Source organism: Streptomyces sp. NPDC059906, from assembly GCF_042730645.1.
In the GTDB taxonomy this organism is placed as follows: Bacteria; Actinomycetota; Actinomycetes; order Streptomycetales; family Streptomycetaceae; genus Streptomyces; species Streptomyces rubrogriseus.
The window spans coordinates 100031-120614 of the sequence record NZ_JBHWKU010000002.1; the positions used below are offsets into that span (position 1 = coordinate 100031).

General features: G+C 72.0%; 16 protein-coding genes and 2 tRNA genes. 13 read left to right on the forward strand and 5 right to left on the reverse strand.

Going from position 1 to position 20584, the window contains the following annotated elements; translation table 11 throughout:
* Positions 1-60 precede the first annotated feature (60 nt).
* The 8 genes from ACFV9J_RS03305 (at position 61) to ACFV9J_RS03340 (ending at position 11628) form a co-directional block, all read left to right on the forward strand.
* Positions 61-1359 (forward strand): extracellular solute-binding protein, encoded by a 1299-nt coding sequence (locus tag ACFV9J_RS03305; RefSeq protein ID WP_385349109.1) that lies wholly within the window; start codon positions 61-63, stop codon positions 1357-1359.
* Entirely contained in the window at positions 1356-2321 is a 966-nt protein-coding gene (locus ACFV9J_RS03310; protein ID WP_385349111.1) for a carbohydrate ABC transporter permease, read from the forward strand. The genes ACFV9J_RS03305 and ACFV9J_RS03310 overlap by 4 nt, the downstream gene beginning before the upstream one ends.
* Entirely contained in the window at positions 2318-3163 is an 846-nt protein-coding gene (locus ACFV9J_RS03315; RefSeq protein WP_385349114.1) for a carbohydrate ABC transporter permease, read from the forward strand. The genes ACFV9J_RS03310 and ACFV9J_RS03315 overlap by 4 nt, the downstream gene beginning before the upstream one ends.
* A 16-nt stretch (positions 3164-3179) precedes the next feature.
* Positions 3180-4823 carry a beta-N-acetylhexosaminidase gene (locus tag ACFV9J_RS03320; protein ID WP_385350080.1) on the forward strand — a complete coding sequence of 548 codons (1644 nt, stop codon included), beginning with the start codon at positions 3180-3182 and terminating at the stop codon, positions 4821-4823.
* Positions 4824-5065: 242 nt separating this feature from the next.
* On the forward strand, positions 5066-5959 hold the full coding sequence (locus tag ACFV9J_RS03325; protein WP_052841719.1) for a xanthine dehydrogenase family protein subunit M: 894 nt from the start codon (positions 5066-5068) through the stop codon (positions 5957-5959).
* Entirely contained in the window at positions 5956-8412 is a 2457-nt protein-coding gene (locus tag ACFV9J_RS03330; RefSeq protein ID WP_385349117.1) for a 2Fe-2S iron-sulfur cluster-binding protein, read from the forward strand. Before ACFV9J_RS03325 ends, ACFV9J_RS03330 begins: the two co-directional genes overlap by 4 nt.
* Entirely contained in the window at positions 8409-10730 is a 2322-nt protein-coding gene (locus ACFV9J_RS03335) for a xanthine dehydrogenase family protein molybdopterin-binding subunit (protein WP_385349120.1), read from the forward strand. The genes ACFV9J_RS03330 and ACFV9J_RS03335 overlap by 4 nt, the downstream gene beginning before the upstream one ends.
* Before the next feature lie 172 nt (positions 10731-10902).
* Entirely contained in the window at positions 10903-11628 is a 726-nt protein-coding gene (locus ACFV9J_RS03340; protein ID WP_385349123.1) for an SUKH-4 family immunity protein, read from the forward strand.
* Here the strand turns inward: ACFV9J_RS03340 and ACFV9J_RS03345 are convergent.
* From ACFV9J_RS03345 to ACFV9J_RS03360, 4 genes are all read right to left on the reverse strand, one after another.
* A complete protein-coding gene (locus tag ACFV9J_RS03345; protein ID WP_385349126.1) occupies positions 11618-12238 on the reverse strand; it encodes a hypothetical protein in 621 nt (206 codons plus the stop codon). The two genes, ACFV9J_RS03340 and ACFV9J_RS03345, sit on opposite strands and share 11 nt — an antisense overlap.
* Positions 12239-12982: 744 nt before the next feature.
* Positions 12983-13054: transfer RNA gene (locus tag ACFV9J_RS03350), tRNA-Cys, on the reverse strand.
* A gap of 154 nt (positions 13055-13208) precedes the next feature.
* Entirely contained in the window at positions 13209-13595 is a 387-nt protein-coding gene (locus tag ACFV9J_RS03355) for an ATP-binding protein (protein WP_385350082.1), read from the reverse strand.
* A gap of 8 nt (positions 13596-13603) precedes the next feature.
* A complete protein-coding gene (locus ACFV9J_RS03360) occupies positions 13604-14032 on the reverse strand; it encodes a hypothetical protein (RefSeq protein WP_385349129.1) in 429 nt (142 codons plus the stop codon).
* Positions 14033-14186: 154 nt separating this feature from the next.
* Between ACFV9J_RS03360 and ACFV9J_RS03365 the strand changes: the two genes are divergently transcribed.
* Genes ACFV9J_RS03365 through ACFV9J_RS03375 form a run of 3 tightly spaced genes read left to right on the forward strand, consistent with a single transcriptional unit; the run spans position 14187 to position 16706 of the window.
* A complete protein-coding gene (locus ACFV9J_RS03365; RefSeq protein ID WP_385349132.1) occupies positions 14187-15287 on the forward strand; it encodes a helix-turn-helix domain-containing protein in 1101 nt (366 codons plus the stop codon).
* 14 nt (positions 15288-15301) lie between these two features.
* Entirely contained in the window at positions 15302-15970 is a 669-nt protein-coding gene (locus ACFV9J_RS03370; protein ID WP_385349134.1) for a YdcF family protein, read from the forward strand.
* Positions 15936-16706 carry a WbqC family protein gene (locus tag ACFV9J_RS03375; RefSeq protein ID WP_385349137.1) on the forward strand — a complete coding sequence of 257 codons (771 nt, stop codon included), beginning with the start codon at positions 15936-15938 and terminating at the stop codon, positions 16704-16706. Before ACFV9J_RS03370 ends, ACFV9J_RS03375 begins: the two co-directional genes overlap by 35 nt.
* Before the next feature lie 31 nt (positions 16707-16737).
* Here ACFV9J_RS03375 and ACFV9J_RS03380 read toward each other — a convergent pair.
* Positions 16738-16838: transfer RNA gene (locus ACFV9J_RS03380), tRNA-OTHER, on the reverse strand.
* A 131-nt stretch (positions 16839-16969) separates the two neighbouring features.
* Here ACFV9J_RS03380 and ACFV9J_RS03385 point away from each other — a divergent pair.
* Positions 16970-18430, forward strand: a complete 1461-nt coding sequence (locus ACFV9J_RS03385) for an MFS transporter (RefSeq protein ID WP_385349140.1) — start codon at positions 16970-16972, stop codon at positions 18428-18430.
* A gap of 166 nt (positions 18431-18596) precedes the next feature.
* A complete protein-coding gene (locus tag ACFV9J_RS03390) occupies positions 18597-20393 on the forward strand; it encodes a DEAD/DEAH box helicase (protein WP_385349142.1) in 1797 nt (598 codons plus the stop codon).
* The last annotated feature ends 191 nt before the right edge of the window (positions 20394-20584 follow it).

Genomic DNA, 20584 nt, shown 5'->3' on the forward strand with positions numbered 1-20584 from the left:
GTTGTGCAGAGCGAAACCGTCATTGCATATGTTGCAACGCACGTCCGGAGGAAAGACTCCATGAAGCTCGCCCCCCGCCTTGCCGTACTGCTGGCCGCGGCCGTCGTCGCCGCGACGGCCTGCGCACCCCAGGCGTCCGACAACTCCTCCTCCGGCAAGGACGAGAAGAGCGGCACCCTGCGCGTCTGGCTGTTCCAGGAGGTCAACAACAAGCCGAAGGAGAAGGTCGTCGACGCGGCCCTCGCCGACTTCGAGAAGGCGCACGCGGACACGAAGGTCACCGTGGAGTACATCCCGGTCGAGACCCGCGCCCAGCGCATCAAGGCCGCCTTCAACGACCCGAAGAGCGCCCCCGACGTCATCGAGTTCGGCAACACCGACACCGCCGGCTATGTGAAGGACGGCGGACTCGCCGACATATCCAAGGAGTTCGCGGCCTGGGACGAGGCCAAGGACGCCGACCCCACCGCCCGCCAGTCGGTCACCGTGGACGGAAAGGTCTACGGCGCCCCCTACTTCGTCGGCGTCCGCGCCCTCTACTACCGCACCGACGTCTTCGACGAACTGGGCCTCAAGGCCCCCAGGACGCTGGCCGAACTGGCGTCCACCGCCAAGCAGGTCCGGGCCGCGAAGCCCGACCTCTACGGCATCGCGGTCGGCGGCGCCTACACCTACGGCGCGATGCCGTTCATCTGGGCCAACGGCGGTGACATCGCCACCGGCAAGGGCGGCTCCTACGCCTCCGCCATCGACAGCGCCGCCGCCAAGAAGGGCATCAAGGCGTACACGTCCCTGTTCGGGGACGCCAACTGCCCCGCCGCCAAGTGCGCCGGCATGACCGGCAACGACACCGTCACCGCCTTCGCCTCCGGAAAGGCGGCCATGGCCATCGGCGGCGACTTCAGCCACCAGGCCATGGAGGCCGGTGCCGTGAAGGGCAAGTACGCGGTGGTGCCGCTGCCCGGCGTCGAACCCGGCTCCATCGCCCCCGCCTTCGCGGGCGGCAACAACATCGGCGTCCTGAAGAGCACCTCGCACCGCACCCTCGCCGTCGACCTGATGAAGCGGCTCGCGTCCAAGAAGGCGCAGGGCGAACTGTTCGACGCGATGGGCTTCCTGCCGACCTTCACGGACGTACGGCAGCAGGTGGCGGCCAGGGAGCCGTTCGTGAAGCCGTTCGTCGACACGCTCGCCGCGGGCACGAAGTTCGTCCCGGCGTCTCCCGCGTGGGCGACGATCGATTCCTCGCTGGTGCTGCCGACGATGTTCCAGGAGGTGGTCAGCGGCAAGAAGGACGTGGGCGCTGCGGCGGGGGACGCGGCGGCGAAGATGGACGATGCGTTTGGCTCCGCCGGATGACTGTGTCGCCTAGTAGCTCGAAGGGGGCGGTGCGTGGGCGGGTGACGGTGCGTCGTGGCTTGTCGCGCCGTTCCCCGCGCCCCTTTGGGCGCTCCTCTGCTACCCCTTGGATATATCTCGCGCCTGCTCTTGTGGTCCTTGGTGGGCTGCTGGTTTACCCCGTTTATCAGCTTGGGCTGATCTCGTTTCTGGAGTACACGCAGGCTCAGGTCAGTGGTGGGGAGCCGGCGACCTTTCAGGGGTTCGGGAACTATGCCGAGCTGTTCGGGGACGGGGAGTTCTGGCGGGTGCTGCTCGCCACCATCGTGTTCGCGGCCGCCTGTGTGGTGTCCACGCTGGCCGTCGGGTGCGCGCTCGCCGTGCTGCTGACGCGGGTGCGGGCCGTGCCGCGGCTGGCGTTGATGCTGGCGGGGCTGGGCGCGTGGGCGACCCCGGCGGTGACCGGGTCGACGGTCTGGCTGCTGCTGTTCGACCCGGACTTCGGGCCCGTCAACCGGATGCTGGGCCTCGGCGACCACTCCTGGACGTACGGGCGCTACAGCGCCTTCCTGCTCGTGCTGCTCGAAGTGGTCTGGTGCTCCTTCCCGTTCGTCATGGTGACCGTCTACGCCGGGATCCGGTCCGTACCGTCCGAGGTGCTGGAGGCCGCCGCGCTGGACGGGGCCTCGCAGTGGCGGATCTGGCGCTCGGTGCTCGCGCCGATGCTCCGGCCGATCCTGGTGGTCGTCACCATCCAGTCGGTCATCTGGGACTTCAAGGTCTTCACCCAGATCTACGTCATGACGGGCGGCGGCGGCATCGCCGGCCAGAACATGGTCCTCAACGTCTACGCCTACCAGAAGGCCTTCGCGTCCTCGCAGTACAGCCTCGGCTCCGCGATCGGCGTGGTCATGCTGCTGATCCTGCTCGCGGTGACGCTGGTCTACCTGCGGCTGCTGCGCCGCCAGGGGGAGGAGCTGTGAATCTTCTGCGTGCGCGGGTGCGCCGTCCGTGGCGGCTCGCGGCCGAGGTGTCCGCGCTGCTGATCGCGGTGGTCGTCGCCTTCCCGCTGTACTGGATGGTGCTGAGCGCCTTCAAGCCGGCCGGGGAGATCGAGTCGAGCGAGCCCAGGCCCTGGACGCTGGCCCCCTCGCTGGACTCCTTCCGGCGGGTGTTCGAACAGCAGGAATTCGGCCGCTACTTTCTCAACAGCCTGATCGTGGCGGGTTCCGTGGTGATCGCCTCGGCGTTGATCGCGTTCCTCGCGGCGACCGCGGTGACGCGTTTCCGGTTCCGTTTCCGGACCACCCTGCTGATCATGTTCCTGGTGGCCCAGATGGTGCCCGTGGAGGCGCTCACGATCCCGCTGTTCTTCCTCATGCGGGACTTCGGCCAGCTGAACACGCTGGGCTCGCTGATCCTGCCCCACATCGCCTTCTCGCTGCCCTTCGCGATCTGGATGCTGCGGGGCTTCGTGAAAGCGGTGCCGGAGGCCCTGGAGGAGGCCGCCTACATCGACGGGGCGAGCCGGAGCCGCTTTCTCTGGCAGATCCTTTTCCCGCTGGTCTTCCCGGGGCTCGTGGCCACCAGCGTCTTCTCCTTCATCTCGACCTGGAACGACTTCCTGTTCGCCAAGTCGTTCATCATCAGTGACACCTCCCAGTCGACGCTGCCGATGGCGCTGCTGGTCTTCTACAAGCCGGACGATCCCGACTGGGGCGGCGTCATGGCCGCGTCCACGGTGATGACGATTCCGGTGCTGGTCTTCTTCGTACTGGTACAACGACGACTCGTCTCCGGCCTCGGCGGAGCGGTAAAGGACTGACAACGTGACGGACCTGATGGACGTGACGGACGTGACGCACGTGACGGACGCGGCCGACGTGATTCCCCGGCCGCGGCACGCGGTGGCCCAGGACGCCTACTTCGACCTCGGCCCCGACACCCGGCTGGTGGCCGACGAGGGCGCCGGGCACACCGAGCGCTGGCTGCGCGCCACCCTGGGCGCGGCCACCGGCCTGCCGCTGGCACCCGGCGCGGGGGGCGGCGGCGTCGTCCGGCTGTCCCTCGACGGGGAACTCGCCGACGAGGGCTACCGCCTCGACATCGCCCCCGACGGGGTGCGGCTCACCGGCGGCGGTCCCGCCGGACTCTTCTGGGGCGCCCAGACCCTGCGCCAGCTGCTCGGCCCGGACGCCTTCCGGCGCGCCCCGCTGCCCGGCCGCCGGTGGCGGCTGCCCCTGGGCCGTATCGAGGACGCGCCCCGCTTCGGCTGGCGCGGCCTGATGCTGGACGTCTCGCGGCACTTCATGCCGAAGGACGGCGTCCTGCGCCAGCTGGACCTGATGGCCGCCCACAAACTCAACGTCCTGCACTTCCACCTGACGGACGACCAGGGCTGGCGCATCGAGATCAAACGCCACCCGAAGCTCACCGAGACCGGCTCCTGGCGCTCGCGCACGAAATTCGGTCACCGGGCCTCGCCGCTGTGGGAGGACAAACCCCACGGCGGCTACTACACGCAGGAGGACATCCGGGAGATCGTCGCCTACGCGGCCGCGCGGCACATCACCGTCGTCCCCGAAATCGACGTGCCCGGACACTCGCAGGCGGCCATCGCGGCGTATCCGGAACTCGGCAACACCGATGTGATCGACACCACCGCGCTCTCCGTCTGGGACACCTGGGGCGTATCCCCGAACGTCCTCGCCCCCACCGAGAACACCCTGCGCTTCTACGAGGGCGTGTTCGAGGAACTCCTGGAGCTTTTCCCCTCCGAGTTCGTCCACATCGGCGGAGACGAATGCCCCAAGGACCAGTGGCGGGCCTCGGCCACCGCGCAGGCGCGGATGGCGGAACTCGGCCTCGCCGACGAGGACGAACTCCAGTCCTGGTTTATCCAGCACTTCGACACCTGGCTCGCCGGACGCGGACGCCGGCTCATCGGCTGGGACGAGATCCTGGAGGGCGGACTCGCCAAGGGCGCGGCCGTCTCCTCCTGGCGCGGTTACGCGGGCGGGATCGCCGCCGCGCGCGCGGGGCACGACGTCGTGATGTGCCCCGAGCAGCAGGTGTACCTGAACTTCCGGGAGGACGGCGGCGAGGACGAACCCGTGCCGATCGCCTTCGTGCGCACCCTGGAGGACGTCTACCGGTTCGAGCCGGTTCCGGCGGAACTGACCCCCGAGGAGTCCGGACACGTGATCGGCACCCAGGCGAACCTGTGGACCGAGGTGACGGAGAACCAGGAGCGGGTGGACTACCAGCTCTTCCCGCGGCTCGCCGCCTTCGCCGAGGTCGCCTGGAGCGCCCTGCCCGCCCCGGCCGACCGGGACTACGCCGCCTTCGAGCGGCGGATGGCCACCCACTACCGGCGGCTCGACGCCCTGGGCGTCGCCTACCGCCCGCCGGCCGGCCCGCGGCCCTGGCAGCGGCGGCCCGGTGTGCTCGGCCGCCCGATGGACGGGCCGCCGCCGAACAAGTAAGAGAAACGCCCCTAAACATCACCGAAGAGTGGCAACTCGCGCCCATCGCGCGTAACTCCGATCATCGGAGATCCCGTGCGAAAACGGGCCATCTAGCCGACGAGGCGGGCGAATGCCTCCTAGCGGACCCCTGCGTCCGGGCCCTGCGAAGATGTGCCAGAGTTGCCACGTCCGCCCTGTCAGGTCGTACCGTACGGCGACATGGGCGGGACCAGGTGGGACAGCGGGAAGGGGCAGTCGGTTTGACCACGCACGCACCGCAGGCGGCGCAGGCCGTCACGCTGCCCACGACACTGGACGAGGCCGTGGCGGCGCTCACCGCGATGCCCGCGGCCGTTCCGGTCGCGGGCGGCACCGACCTGATGGCGGCCGTCAACTCCGGGCAGCTCAGGCCCGCCGCGCTGGTGGGTCTCGGCCGGATCAGCGAGATCCGCGGCTGGCAGTACCAGGACGGGCACGCGCTGCTCGGCGCGGGCCTCACCCATGCCCGCATGGGCCGCCCCGACTTCGCCGCGCTCATCCCGGCGCTCGCCGCCGCCGCGCGCGCCGCCGGACCGCCGCAGATCCGCAACGCCGGCACCCTCGGCGGCAACATCGCCTCGGCCGCCCCCACCGGGGACGCGCTGCCGGTGCTGGCCGCGCTGGAGGCGACGCTGATCATCGCGGGCCCGGACGGGGCCCGCCGGGAGATGCCGGTCTCGCACCTGCTGGCGGGCATGGAGATGCTCCGCGCGGGAGAACTCATCGGCTACGTGCGCGTGCCGCTGCTGCACGCGCCGCAGGTCTTCCTGAAGGCGACCGGCCGCACCGGACCCGGCCGCGCCACGGCCTCGGTGGCGCTGGTCCTGGACCCGGCCAGGCGCGGTGTGCGGTGCGCGGTGGGCGCCATCGCGCCGATGCCGCTGCGGCCCCTGGAGGCCGAGCAGTGGGTGGCCTCGCTCATCGACTGGGACAACGGCCGGGCCGTCGTCCCCGAGGCGCTGCACGGCTTCGGCGAGTACGTCGCCGCGGCCTGCATCCCCGACGCGGCCCCGGACGAGGACGGCTCCGTGCCGCAACTTCCGCCCGCCGTACTGCACCTGCGGCGCACCGTCGCCGCGCTGGCCCGACGAGCACTGGGGAGGGCCCTGTCGTGACCGACGACCAGCACGGCGACCCGCACGGCGATCAGCACGGCCAGGGCACCCCGCCGGGCGGCAGCCGCTGGGACCCGCTGCCCCAGGGCGACTACGACGACGGCGCCACCGCCTTCGTGAAGCTCCCCGAGGGCGGCGTGGACGCGCTCCTCGCCTCCTCCGACAGCCCGCTCGCCGCGCCCGGACACGGCTACGTGCCGCCCCAGATCACGGTCGCGCCCGCCACCACCGCCGGCACCGACCCCGCCGCCACCGGCTCCTGGGCGGCACCGTCGGCACCGTCCGCGCCCGTGGACGGCACCCAGTGGCAGGCCCCGGACGCCGGTCAGGACCCCGCCGCCCACCAGGGGTACGGCGGTTACCCGGCCCAGCAGGACCCGTACGGCGGGGCCGCGCCCTACGACGTGCACGCCGGGCAGGGCGTCCCCGGGCACGACGACCGGTTCGCCTACCAGCCGGGCCCCACCGGACAGTGGGACTTCTCCCAGGCCGCGCAGGCCGCGCAGGCCGCGCAGGCGTCCCGGGCCGAGGCGGACGCCGCGGCGGCCCGGCAGGCGTCCGGCCAGGACGTGACCGGGCAGTGGTCCATCCCCGTCGCCGACGGCGACCTGCCGGACGAGTCGGGCGAGTTCACCACGTCGTCCCTGGCCGAGCAGTGGGGCACCGGTGCCCCGGCCACCCTCCCCGGCGGCGCTCCCGCGCCCTGGGCGACGCAGCCGGCCGGGCAGCCGTGGGGCGAGGACGCGCCGCGGACCGGACCGGCCGGACCGACCGACGAGGAGCGGCCCACCGCGAGCGGGCACGGACACGGCTCCGGCGCGAGCGGGCCCGGGCCGGGTGCCGACGCGGGCTACGGGTCCGACTCCGCCACCGACTCCCACGGGCCGGGCTCGACCGCGTCCGCTCGGGGACCCGGGCCCGCCGCGAGGGCGGCCTGGCCCGACCCCGACCCCGATTCCGACGCCGCCGTCGGCGGGCACGGCCCCGACGCCGCCGCGGGCGGGCCCGAGTACGGCTCCACCGCGGGCGCCCAAGGCCGCGGGCCCGGTTCCGCCGCCGGCGCGGACCATGGCCCCGACGCCGCCGTCGGCCCGCACGGCCCCGGCTCGCCCGCGCCCGGGACCGACCCCGTCCCGAACGCGCACTCACCCGGCTCCACCGCGAGCGGGCCGGGGCACGGGCACGAACCGGCCGCGTCCGGGCACGACCCCGCCGTGCGCCCGGACGGGCCCCGTACCGCCGACGGTTCGTATCACCGCGCGCCCGGTGACGACACCGAGCCCGCGGCCGAGGCCGCCGGGGCCGGTCCCGGCGTACGGGCGCCCGACGGGACCCCCGCCGGAAGCGGGACCGCCACCGACGGACCCCGTGGGCCCGAGGAGGCCCCTGAGGGCCCGGCAGGGCGTTCCGCGGGCCCCGGCGAGGAGGCGCGGGCCGGATCCCGTCCGGAGGCCGCTGGAGACCCCGTGACGGACCGGGCGGCGACCGCCGGCCGGGAGCGCGTGCCCGAGGCCGCCCCGGAACACGGGCAGGCACCCGCGGGAGAACCGCGGCCCGAGTCCTCGGCCGGCCCCCAGGGCGTCCTGGCCGACGCGTCGGACCCGACCGACTCGTCCGACCCGATCGATTCGACCGACCCGACCGACCCGACCGGTCATGGGAGCGACGCGGCGGACGCCGGGAGCGACGCGGACGGGCCCGAGGCCGCCGCCGACGGCGTCCCCGACGGTGCCCAGGAGCCGTCCGCGCCCGCCGGGCCGCAGGACGAGCACCCCCTCGCCTCCTACGTGCTGCGTGTCAACGGCGCCGACCGCCCCGTCACCGACGCCTGGATCGGCGAGTCGCTGCTGTACGTGCTGCGCGAGCGGCTCGGCCTCGCGGGCGCCAAGGACGGCTGCTCGCAGGGCGAGTGCGGCGCCTGCAACGTACAGGTCGACGGGCGGCTCGTCGCCTCCTGCCTGGTCCCGGCCGTCACCTCCGCGGGCAGCGAGGTGCGTACGGTCGAGGGCCTGGCCACCGACGGGCAGCCGTCGGACGTGCAGCGGGCGCTCGCCCGGCGCGGCGCCGTCCAGTGCGGCTTCTGCGTGCCCGGCATGGCGATGACCGTGCACAACCTCCTGGAGGGCAACCCGGCCCCGACCGAGCTGGAGGCCCGCCAGGCCCTGTGCGGCAACCTGTGCCGCTGCTCCGGCTACCGGGGCGTCCTGGAGGCGGTCCGGGAGGTCGTCGCCGAACGCGAGGCGCACGCCGACGCCGACGCTCAGGCCGGACCGGACCCCGAGGAGCCCCGCATCCCGCACCAGGCCGGTCCCGGCGCGGGCGGCGTCAACCCGGCGGCGTTCGACTCCCCGCCACCACCCGGCGCGCAGGACGCTCCAGGACCGCACGACCGGCCGCCCTACGGCGACCACGGAGACCACGGCACCCACGGCCGGGACGGAGGCCACGCGTGAGCAACGACGCCGCGACTGCGGAGGCCGAGGGGACCGCCGAGGAGGCGACCCCCGTCCCCGACCCGATCCCGCACGGCCTCGGCGCGTCCCTGCCGCCCGCCGACGCCCGCGCCAAGACCGAGGGCACCTTCCCGTACGCCGCCGACCTGTGGGCCGAGGGCCTGCTGTGGGCCGCGGTGCTGCGCTCACCGCACCCGCGCGCCCGCATCGTGTCCATCGACACCACCCACGCGCGCGAGATGCCCGGCGTACGGGCGGTCGTCACGCACGAGGACGTGCCCGGCAGCCCGCTGCACGGCCGCGGTGGCCAGGCCGACCGTCCGGTGTTCGCCTCCGAGGCCGTACGCCACCACGGCGAGCCGCTCGCCGCCGTCGCCGCCGACCACCCGGACACCGCGCGGATGGCCGCCGCCGCCGTCATCGTCGAGTACGAGCTGCTCGACCCGGTCACCGACCCCGAGCAGGCCTTCGAGGCCGAGCCGCTGCACCCCGACGGCAATCTGATCCGGCACATCCCGCTGCGCCACGGCGACCCGGAGGCGGCCGGCGAGATCGTCGTCGAGGGCCTGTACCGCATCGGCCGCCAGGATCCGGCCCCCATAGGAGCCGAGGCGGGTCTGGCCGTACCGCGCCCCGACGGCGGCGTGGAGCTGTACCTGGCCTCCACCGACCCGCACGGCGACCGCGACATCGCCGCCGCCTGCTACGGCCTGTCGCCCGAACAGGTGAAGATCGTCGTCACCGGAGTGCCGGGCGCCACCGCCGACCGCGAGGACCAGGGCTTCCAGTTGCCGCTCGGACTGCTGGCGCTGAAGACCGGCTGCCCGGTGAAACTGACCGCCACGCGCGAGGAGTCCTTCCTCGGGCACACCCACCGCCATCCCACCCTCCTGCGCTACCGCCACCACGCGGACGCCGAGGGCCGGATCGTGAAGGTCGAGGCGCAGATCCTGCTCGACGCGGGCGCCTACGCCGACACCTCCTCCGACGCCCTGGCCGCCGCGGTGGCCTTCGCCTGCGGCCCGTACGTCGTGCCGAACGCCTTCATCGAGGGCTGGGCGGTGCGCACCAACAACCCGCCCTCCGGCCATGTGCGGGGCGAGGGCGCGATGCAGGTCTGCGCCGCGTACGAGGCGCAGATGGACAAGGTCGCCAAGAAGCTCGGCCTCGACCCGGCCGAGGTGCGGCTGCGCAACGTCCTGGCCACCGGCGACGTCCTCCCCACCGGCCAGACGGTCACCTGCCCGGCGCCGGTCGCCGAACTCCTCCAGGCGGTCCGCGACTTCCCGCTCCCCGCGCTGCCCAAGGACACGCCCGCGGACGAGTGGCTGCTGCCCGGCGGCCCGGAGGGCGCGGGCGAACCGGGCGCGGTGCGCCGGGGAGTGGGCTACGGCATCGGCATGGTGCACATGCTCGGCGCGGAGGGCGCGGACGAGGTCTCCACGGCCACCGTGAAGGTCCAGGACGGCGTGGCGACGGTGCTGTGCGCGGCCGTCGAGACCGGCCAGGGCTTCACCACCCTGGCCCGGCAGATCGTGCAGGACACCCTCGGCGTCGACGAGGTGCAGGTGGCGCCCGTCGACACCGACCAGCCCCCGGCGGGGCCGGGCTGCCGCGGCCGGCACACGTGGGTGTCGGGCGGCGCGGTGGAACGGGCGGCCAAGATGGTCCGCACCCAGCTCCTCCAGCCGCTGGCCCACCAGTTCGGGATGTCCACGGAGCTGCTCCAGATCGCCGACGGCAAGATCACCTCCTACGACGGGGTGCTGTCGACGACGGTCACCGAGGCGCTGGACGGCAAGGAGCTGTGGGCCACCGCCCAGTGCCGCCCGCACCCCACCGAACCGCTGGACGAGGCCGGTCAGGGCGACGCGTTCGTCGGCATGGCCTTCTGCGCGATCCGCGCGGTGGTCGACGTCGACATCGAGATCGGCTCGGTACGCGTGGTGGAACTGGCCGTCGCCCAGGACGTCGGCCGCGTCCTGAACCCGGCCCAGCTGACCGCCCGCATCGAGGCGGGCGTCACCCAGGGCGTCGGCATCGCGCTCACGGAGAACCTCCGCACCCCCCGCGGCCTGATCCGCCACCCCGACCTGACCGGCTACTCCCTCCCGACGGCACTCGACACCCCCGACATCCGGATCGTGAAGCTCGTCGAGGAACGCGACGTGGTCGCCCCCTTCGGCGCCAAGGCCGTCAGCGCGGTCCCGGTGGTGGCCTCCCCGGCGGCCGTCGCCTCCGCCGTGCGCGCGGCCACCGGACGCCCGGTGAACCGCCTCCCGATCCGCCCGCAGGCCGCGGTGGCCACCGGTCACTGAGCGCCGGTCGAGCCGCCCGCGCGCGTGAGGCAACGAGTGCGTGCCCCGGTGCGTCCTACAAGGTGAACGGGGTCCGTGCGCAGGCGCGTTGTCAGTGGTGGCGCGTAGTCTCCGAAGGAGCGCGAACGGCAACCGCCGGCACGCGGATGGCCATACTTTCTCGGGGGAGACGATGCACGCGGTCACCGGCGGTACGACGATCACGCGGGGCGCGGCGGCGGATGCCCGGACGGCGGCTCCCTCGCTGCTGACCCGGGTCCGCCTCGCGACGACGGTGGAGGACCCGTCCTGGACCCGCGGCGCCTCCCGGCGGCCCCAGGCGAGCGGCGAGCGGCCGTCGCTGTGGAACACGTCCACCCTGATGAGCTGCCTGCTCCTGGCAATGACCCACCGCGCGGAGCCGGGGACCACCCGGGACCTGCCGCCCCGCTTCCTTGACCGCGAGTTCGGCCGTCAGGGCGTGACCCGCTTCGAGGACATCGACTTCCCGAGGACCCTCACCCACGAGCCCACCCGCCGCTTCCTGCGCGACACGGGCCTGCCCGAGGACGCCCACCCCTTCCGCCTCGACACGGACGACCTGCCGCTGCCGACCCTGGCGGAGTACGTCGAGGACCACCCCGAGCACCCGGCCCCGCCCGGCGCCGACCACCTCGTACGACTGGGCCGCCTCGCGGACGGCGCCCACGTGGTCGTCGACGGCACCACGGGCACCGTCCTGACGTGGAGAACACCCGACGGCACCCTCCACCCCCTGGTGGCGGACGTCTCCGCCCTCGCCCTCACCCTCTGGGCACTGCGCCGGGCGGAGCGGTTGGAGACCGTGGCGGGGACCGACGAAGCGGGCGCCGACAGTTGGGCGGCACGGAGCCCGAGGTGCCGCGCGGTCAGCCGTTGAGCGCGGCGGAGGGCTCGTTGCCGTTCTGAGCCTGCTGCGACCGCTCGGCGAGCATCGAGGCCAGGTCTCGAATGCCGTCCTCGTCGATGTCACCCTTGTGCGCGGCCTTCTCCATGGTCCACAGCAGCGTGGTGCCGACCCGGGTCTGGGTGATGGCGCCGGGCTCGCCATGGAAGCCGGAGGTGCCGAGCCGGGCGTCGTGCTCGTCACCGATCGGGCCGATCTTCAGGTTCCTGGCCTTTTGGCCCGTCACGCTGGCCTGGTTGCCGTAGTAGCCGTCCCAGAGCACGTCGTACGCGTCCTGGGCGGCCTTTTCGCTGTCGTAGGCGACGACTTGGAAGGTGACGGAAGCGGGCGGGTTTTCGCGCTGGAAGGCCGCGGTGCCGAAGAAACGGGAGTTCTCGCAGCCGGCGTTGCCATTGATGGGGCATGCCTGCGAGCGGTACAGCTTGTCCATCTCAACGGCTGTGGGCTGGAGGGACTGCTTCCAGCCCGTCATGGCCTCGCCGTCCGGCAGCGTCAGGCCGACCTGTTCCTTCGTGAGCGCCGCCTTGCCGGTTGTGCTCTCGCTCTTCGGCGACTCTCCGCAACCTGCCAGCAGCAGCGCCACCGCGGTCGCCGCGCACCACCTGTACGTTCTCCTGACCATGTCCCCCCCCGAAATGGTCATCGTACGCCGACCGTCTCCGCGCGGGGCGTGCCGGTCTTCTCGCTCATGTGGAGGGAGATCACGTGCTCCATCGTCGCGGTCGGCCCGCCCCGGGCTTAGGGGCGGCTCCGGCCCACAGTTCTCCGATGAGAGAGGTGGCGACCCTACCTGCCCGAATTCGTGCGCATCCGTTCTTCGTCCGGGACATCCTGCCCGCCATGGACGAAGGACTTGTGGCGTTGGTGACGGCGGGTGTCGGACTGGTCGGGGCGCTTGGTGGCGCAGCCATGGGTGGACTGGCTGCGGTCCGTGGGGCGCGTATGGGGGCGGAGACCACGACGTCTGGAGCGCCTATAGCTCCAGCGTGAACGAGATTCGAGGGCCTACTTCCCTCTTCGTCTCCTCAGACCTGCTCGGGTACATCAGGCGTCACGTGAGCTCTGGCAGTTGATCGAGCAGTACCACGCTGCGATTGAGGAGTGGGCCCGCGGCATCATGACGGCGACGAACGAAGTCAGGGCTGAGTGGAGGGCTCGTGAGGAGCAACAGAGGTACACACTCGGACGTGCCCACAGCGATCTGCTTGATGCTGTGAGCGATTCTTTGCAGGGCAATGACGCCGTCCTACGCCCCGCCACAGACGGCGTCTGAGACGGAGGAGTAAAAGGGAGACACCTTTCCGGGTCCCCCCTTTCAGGTGGGCAGAGGCCGTGGCGGGATTCGAACCCGCGTAACTCGCTTTGCAGGCGAGCCCCTGGGCCACTCGGGCACACGGCCGGGTCTGTGACTCGGTGCCTCGACGGTAGGACGGGGCCGGGGATGTGCTCAAGGGATCCGGGCGGGCCGCAACACGACTGCCATATGCCGTTCATGAACGCTCGCCCGAGCCGTGGGCACCCAGCCAAAGACCCGGTCCTGACGCGGTCATACGTCATGCGACCTTGAAGCAGGACCAAACGATCTTTCCGAGCGGTGTGCGGTCGTGGACGCCCCAGCCGTCGGCGAGCGCGGCCACCAGGACGAGACCGCGTCCGGACAAGTCGGTGGCGGCGGTCTGACGGGGCTCGGGGCGTCGGCGGCGGCTGTCGTGCACCTCCAGGCGTACAAAGCCGTCCTCGGCGTTGAGACGGACCAGGAACCCGTGGTCGGCGACAGTGCCGTGGATCATCGCGTTCGTCGCGAGTTCGGAGACGCAGAGGCGGATGTCGTCGTGCCGTTCCGCCCAGCCCCAACCGGTCAGGGTCGTGGAGACGAAGTTCCTCGCCTGCCCCACCGACTCGGGGCGTGCCTCGAAGAAGCGCTGCACCGTTTTGTTCATCGCTGTCCTCATGACTCGGTCTCCAGGAGGCGGACGGCTTCCGGGCTGTGGCAGTGGGTCACCGTGATGGAGGTGGCCGACGGGCATGTGGGGCGGGATCGGCGAACCAGCAGCAGCCGGGACCCGACGGCCTCGATCCTTCGGCCTCGTTCAGCGGCTATCGCCCTCGGGCCAAGGTGTGACAGGGCCGGGGCGAGCACGCCGTAGACGTCCGGCAGGGCCAACGCGTCCAGCAGGCTGGTGAAGGGGGCCGAGCCGGGGCCGGCGCCTGCCGTGCGTTCGGCGAAGATGCCGGACAACGTCAGTTCGTGGCCGCGGGAGTAATCGGCGAGCGAGGCGACCAGCGCCTCCCTCCGGGCTTCGGAGACGCGCACCAGCCGCAGAAATCCGTAGACGACAGGTCCGCTGACCAGGCGATGTTCCGTGAGAGTTTCCATAGGAGAGACCGTCCAAAGGGCCGACACGTGGTGACGTTCCTGAGCATGGAGGTCGTCGAACTCCCGGCCAATCACCCGCTGTTCTACTTTCGTCCTACTTCCGTCCCGCCCTTTCCCCTGCATCTGCTTCGATGGCGGTGGAAGGGAGCGAGGCGTGGCAACCGTGCACCACTGGACCGGTCTGGAGGCCAGGGCTCTGCGTCTCGCCCTGCGTCTGAGCGTGCGGGCTTTTGCCGAGCACCTCGGTGTGGCGGTCGCGACGGTCTCGAAGTGGGAGAGCAAGCGCGCGAAAACCGAGCCCAGACCCGACACCCGGGCCATCCTCGACACCGCCCTCGGACGTGCGGACGCTCCTGCCCACCTGCGCTTCGAGACTCTCCTCTCCGAGATGGCCAGCACTGTGCAGGGCGCTGGGCGGCGCGTCACTGCCGCCGGACCCCGAGCCTGGGAGTACGAATCGTGGGCTGACGACCTGGACCGTGTGGTGGTCGCCCTTTCCCGTCAGAATTTCGCCTTCGCCGACAGCCTGCTCAGCCGCTGGTTGGCGCGGTTCGATGCCCAGGGACTGGATGACAAGGGGCTGTATCTGTTTGCCCGCTCGACGGCACTGCTCGGTGACCTCAGGCGTGATCAGGGCTCCGTTCTCGGCCCACTCTCCGCCCAGCACTCCTACGCCGGTGCTCGCGCGGTCTTCACCCGGCTCGACATCCCGCGTCGTGTTGCCCAACTCGACCTTTCCCTCGCGGTGGTCACGGAAATGTCCGGCAGGCTGGAGGCAGCCGCCCGCCAATACGAGAGCCTCGCCGTCGACGACCGTCTTTCCCACCGTGACCGCGCCCGGGCCCGCCTGTGGGTGGGCACGGCGCTGAGCAAGAACGGTCGGCATGACTACGCGACCCGGGTCATGCAGGCCGCGACCCGAGACTTCGAGGCCCTCACCGAACCCGACGACTGGTCGGTGGCCCACCAGAAACTCGCCCTTGCCCGCCGAGGCGCCGGCGACCTCACCCAGGCCCTGCACTTCGTCGACATCGCCCGCAGCAGCGGGACCACCGACTCACCGATGCAACGCGTACGGCTGGACACCGCCCACGGCCACGTCCTGCTCTCCGACACAGCGACGCGGGATGATGGGCTCCAGGTCCTCGATCAAGCCACCCGCACAGCCGCGCGGTACGGACTCGTGCACCAACTGCGCAGTATCGAGGGCATCAAGGCCATGAAGGAGGGGCCGATCGGCCCCCGGCGACGGTGACCAGGGAGAAACGCGTGAGCGACAAGCAGCAGGCCATCACCGAGAACCAGTGGCGTCGCGCCGCGCTCATCTGGGACTACCACCAGATGCACCACCAGCTGCGACCCGCCGACGTGGCGATCGGGCTGGGCAGCCACGACCTCGGCGTCGCCACCCACTCCGCAGAGCTGTACCGCGCGGAGCTGTTCCCGACCCTGGTCTTCACCGGCGGCAACAGCCCCACCACCGCCGAGGTCTTCCCGCGCGGCGAGGCCGTCCACTTTCGCGAGCACGCCATCGACCTGGGCGTCCCCGCCGGGGCTATCCTGCTGGAACCGAACGCCGGTAACACGGGCCAGAACATCACCCTCTCCCGCGAGGTCCTCGCCGCCGCCGGCATCACCCCGACCACGGTGATGCTGGTGTCCAAGCCCTACATGGAGCGGAGGTCGTTCGCGACCGCTCGCAAAGTGTGGCCCGACGTCGAGGTCCGCTGCGCGTCGGAGCCGCTGGAGTTCGACGACTACGTGAAGTCCATCGGCGACGAGAAGCTCGTCCTGGACATGCTCGTCGGTGACCTCCAGCGGGTCATCGAGTATCCGAAGCTCGGATTCGCCATTGAGCAGGAAGTACCGGAGGACGTGCGTGGAGCGTACGAGTCTCTCATCCGTGACGGCTTCACCAGCCGCCTCATCGCTTCCTGACCTGCCGGAGCCGGGCGGGCTGTGCGCGATTCACCAGCCCAACCTGTTCCCGAGACTGGCCACACTGGCCAAGCTCTTCGCGGCGGACTACTGGATAGTCCTGGACGACGTGCAGTTCGCCCGCCGCGACTACCAGCACCGAGCACGCCTCGGCGCCCTCGACGCACCGAGCCGCCGGCAGTGGCTCACCGTCCCCACCCGTCTTCCCCAGGGCAGGCCGACTCTCGTCCGGGACGCGTTGATCGTCGACTCCGGCAGGGCCCGCCGGAAGACCATGGGGATGCTGCGCCAGTACTACGGAGCCGGCCCACACTGGTCGGCCCTCGCCGAACTGCTGGACGGGGTGCTGGACGCCTTCGACACGGGGAGGATCGCCGCCGTCGCCACGGTCTCCACCCGCCTGTTGCTGGACTCGCTCGGCTGGCAGGGCCAAGTCCTGATCAGCAGCGACCTGCCCTCCAGGCCGGGACGCTCTCAGCGGCTCGCCGACCTTTGTGCCGTGACCGGTGCCCGCGCGTACGCGTGCGGGACTGGGGGAGTGACCTACCTCGACCCGGCCCCATTCGCCGCCGAGGGCATAGCGGTCATGCCGTTCCAGCCGCCGACGACCGGTATCTGGTCTTCCAGTCGGAGGCTGAGTGCGCTGTCGGCCGTGACGGAGCTCGGCCCGCGGGATGTGGCCGCCCGTATGCGGAGACTTGTCTCGGACCAAGGCCTTTTGCTGTCCACTGCTTGACTGCTGCCTGCTCGCTCGCCTGTCAGACGGCTGGAGGCCGGGGCGGGAGTCGAACCCGCGTAACTCCCCGCGAGCGGAGCTCGCTGATGAATGCAGCGCAGGCGAGCCCCTGGGCCACTCGGGCACACGGCCGGGTCTGTGACTCGGTGCCTCGACGGTAGGGCGGGGCGGCGGGGGGCTGCCGGGTCGTACGACCAAGGTCCCGGGCCCGTACCGTCTCTCGACAGGGGTAAAAGCAGGTCGCGGCCCTTACTCTGGCGACCATGACCGTCCCTGAGCCCCGCGACACCGATGTCGCCGTCCCCGCCGAGTCCTCCGTCCCCGCAGCCGCCCCCGACGACACCGTGCTGAGCCGCGCCTACCGGGCGCTGAGCATCGGCATCGTCTCCGTCATCGTGCTGATCGCCTTCGAGGCGACGGCGGTCGGTACGGCGATGCCGGTGGCGGCGCGGGAGCTGGACGGGGTGTCGCTGTACGCGTTCGCGTTCTCGGGGTACTTCACGACCAGTCTGTTCGGGATGGTGCTCTCCGGGCAGTGGTCGGACCGGCGCGGGCCGCTGACGCCGCTGACGACCGGCATCGCCGCCTTCGCGGCCGGGCTCGTGCTGTCCGGGACGGCGGGCGCGATGTGGCTGTTCATCCTCGGGCGGGCCGTGCAGGGGCTCGGCGGCGGGCTGGTGATCGTCGCGTTGTACGTCGTCGTCGGCCGGGCCTACCCGGAGCGGCTGCGACCCGCGATCATGGCGGCGTTCGCGGCGGGCTGGGTGGTCCCGTCCGTCGTCGGACCACTGGCCTCCGGCGCGGTGACCGAGCACCTCGGCTGGCGCTGGGTGTTCGTCGGCATCCCGGTGCTGGTCGTCGTCCCGCTCGCCCTCGCGCTGCCGCAGATACGCAGCCGCGCGTCCGGCGCCGTCGGGGGCGGGGATACCCCGGCCTCCTTCGACGGGCGCCGGATCCGCCTCGCCCTCGCCGTCTCACTGGGCGCGGGTCTGCTCCAGTACGCCGCCCAGGACCTGCGCCCGATCGCCCTGCTCCCGGGAGCCGTGGGCGTGGCGCTGCTCGTGCCCGCCGTGCTCGGGCTGTTGCCGCGCGGCACCTACCGGGCGGTGCGCGGTCTGCCCTCCGTGGTTCTGCTGCGCGGGGTGGCCGCGGGGTCCTTCATCGCCGCCGAGTCCTTCGTCCCGCTGATGCTGGTCACGCAGCGGGGGCTCAGCCCGACACTGGCCGGACTCTCCCTCGCGGCCGGCGGCGCGACCTGGGCCGGGGGCTCGTGGCTCCAGTCCCGGCCGCGTCTGGAGCCGTACCGGGAGCGTCTGATGGCCCTCGGCATGCTCCTGGTCGCGGCGGCCGTCGCGACGGCGCCGAGCGTGCTGATCGACGCCGTCCCGGCCTGGACCGTGGCCGTCGCCTGGGCCTTCGGCTGCTTCGGCATGGGTCTGGTGATCTCCTCCACCAGCGTGCTCCTGCTCAAGCTCTCCGCCCCCGAGGAGGCCGGTACCAACTCCGCCGCGCTCCAGATCTCCGACGGCCTCTCCAACGTCGTCCTGCTGTCGGCCGGGGGCGCGGCCTTCGCGGCCCTCGGCGGCGGCACGGTCAGCCACGCGGCCACCGAGGCCGGTGCGGCGAACAGCTCCCACCCGGCGGCCTTCGCGGCGGTGTTCCTGCCGATGGCGGCGGTGGCGCTGGCCGGGGCGTGGGTGGCGACACGGGTGCGGGAGCGGTGAGCCCCCAGACGTCTCCCGGGCCCTCGTACCGCCGCCGGGTGCGGGTTGTGACGTCCGTCCCACCCGGGGGTGACCCGCCCCCGTGCGCGCGGTGATCGCTCCGGCCCGCCGGTAGGGTGGCCCGGTTGTCATACGTGGCCGAGCCGCTCTACCCCCTTCGGAGACCGTGACTACCACCGCCAGCTCCAGCACCTCGCACCACCTGTCCCCGGCCTTCCCGGGCCGTGCCCCCTGGGGCACCGCCGGCAAGCTGCGGGCCTGGCAGCAGGGGGCGATGGAGAAGTACCTCCAGGACCAGCCCCGGGACTTCCTGGCCGTCGCCACCCCCGGCGCCGGAAAGACGACCTTCGCGCTGACGCTGGCGTCCTGGCTGCTGCACCACCACGTCGTGCAGCAGGTGACCGTCGTCGCGCCGACCGAGCACCTGAAGAAGCAGTGGGCCGAGGCCGCGGCGCGGATAGGGATCAAGCTGGACCCCGAGTACAGCGCGGGCCCGCTCAGCCGCGAGTACCAGGGCATCGCCATCACCTACGCGGGCGTCGGCGTGCGCCCCATGCTGCACCGCAACCGCGTCGAGCAGCGCAAGACCCTCGTCATCCTCGACGAGATCCACCACGCCGGCGACTCCAAGTCCTGGGGCGAGGCGTGCCTGGAGGCGTTCGAGCCCGCCACCCGGCGCCTCGCGCTCACCGGCACGCCCTTCCGCTCGGACACCAACCCCATCCCCTTCGTGGCGTACGAGGAGGGCAACGACGGCATCCGCCGCTCCGCCGCCGACTACACCTACGGCTACGGCTCCGCGCTCGCCGACGGCGTCGTGCGCCCCGTCATCTTCATGAGCTACAGCGGCAACATGCGCTGGCGCACGAAGGCGGGCGACGAGATCGCGGCCCGGCTCGGCGAGCCCATGACGAAGGACGCCGTCAGCCAGGCCTGGCGCACCGCGCTCGACCCGCGCGGCGAGTGGATGCCGGCCGTGCTGCGCGCCGCCGACCAGCGGCTCACCGAGGTCAGGAAGGCCATCCCGGACGCCGGGGCGCTCGTTATCGCCGCCGACCAGGACTCCGCCCGCGCCTACGCGAAGCTGATCCGCGAGATCACCGGCGACAAGGCCACCGTCGTACTGTCCGACGACACCGGCGCGTCCAGGAACATCGACGCGTTCAGCGACAGCACCGACCGCTGGATGGTCGCCGTCCGCATGGTGTCCGAGGGCGTCGACGTCCCCCGCCTCGCGGTCGGCGTCTACGCCACCACCATCTCCACCCCCCTCTTCTTCGCCCAGGCCGTCGGCCGCTTCGTCCGCTCCCGGCGCCGCGGCGAGACCGCCTCCGTCTTCCTCCCGACCGTCCCGGATCTGCTCACCTTCGCCAACGAGATGGAGCGCGAGCGCGACCACGTCCTCGACAAGCCCAAGAAGGAGGGCGAGGAGGACCCCTACGCCGAGTCCGAGAAGGAGATGGACGAGGCCAACCGGGAGCAGGACGAGGACACCGGCGAGCAGGAGCAGTTCTCCTTCGAGGCGCTGGAGTCCGAGGCCACCTTCGACCGGGTCATGTACAACGGCGCCGAGTTCGGCATGCAGGCCCACCCGGGCAGCGAGGAGGAGCAGGACTACCTCGGCATCCCGGGACTGCTGGAGCCCGACCAGGTGCAGCTGCTCCTCCAGAAGCGGCAGGCCCGGCAGATCGCGCACAGCCGCAAGAAGCCCGACGAAGAGGCCGACCTGCTCGAACTGCCCGCCGAACGCCGCCCGGTGGTCTCCCACAAGGAGCTGATGGAGCTGCGCAAGCAGCTCAACACCATGGTCGGCGCCTACGTCCACCAGAGCGGCAAACCGCACGGCGTGATCCACACCGAACTGCGCCGCGTGTGCGGCGGCCCGCCCAGCGCCGAGGCGACCGGCGGCCAGCTGCGCCAGCGCATCGCCAAGGTCCAGGAGTGGGCGACGCGGATGAAGTGACGCGCGGGGCGCCGGTGCCGAGGGCGTGCGCGGTACGTACTGGGACAAACACAGGCGGTTGATAACGGTTGGCGCCCGGATTCTGGACGGAGCCTTCCGCTGAGCGAACCGGGTCCTTTACTGTCCCGCTACGCACGCCCCGTGGCAGCGCCGCCGCGGAGCGCAGCCGTGAAGCGACTGGGCCCGGGACA

What these genes read in the sequence shown, in the direction of transcription:
- ACFV9J_RS03305 (WP_385349109.1), top strand. Translation starts at nt 61, where the DNA reads ATGAAGCTCGCCCCCCGCCTTGCCGTACTGCTGGCCGCGGCCGTCGTC.
- ACFV9J_RS03310 (WP_385349111.1), top strand. Translation starts at nt 1,356, where the DNA reads ATGACTGTGTCGCCTAGTAGCTCGAAGGGGGCGGTGCGTGGGCGGGTG.
- ACFV9J_RS03320 (WP_385350080.1), top strand. Translation starts at nt 3,180, where the DNA reads ATGGACGTGACGGACGTGACGCACGTGACGGACGCGGCCGACGTGATT.
- ACFV9J_RS03340 (WP_385349123.1), top strand. Translation starts at nt 10,903, where the DNA reads ATGCACGCGGTCACCGGCGGTACGACGATCACGCGGGGCGCGGCGGCG.
- ACFV9J_RS03355 (WP_385350082.1), bottom strand. Translation starts at nt 13,595, where the DNA reads ATGAACAAAACGGTGCAGCGCTTCTTCGAGGCACGCCCCGAGTCGGTG.
- ACFV9J_RS03360 (WP_385349129.1), bottom strand. Translation starts at nt 14,032, where the DNA reads ATGGAAACTCTCACGGAACATCGCCTGGTCAGCGGACCTGTCGTCTAC.
- ACFV9J_RS03385 (WP_385349140.1), top strand. Translation starts at nt 16,970, where the DNA reads ATGACCGTCCCTGAGCCCCGCGACACCGATGTCGCCGTCCCCGCCGAG.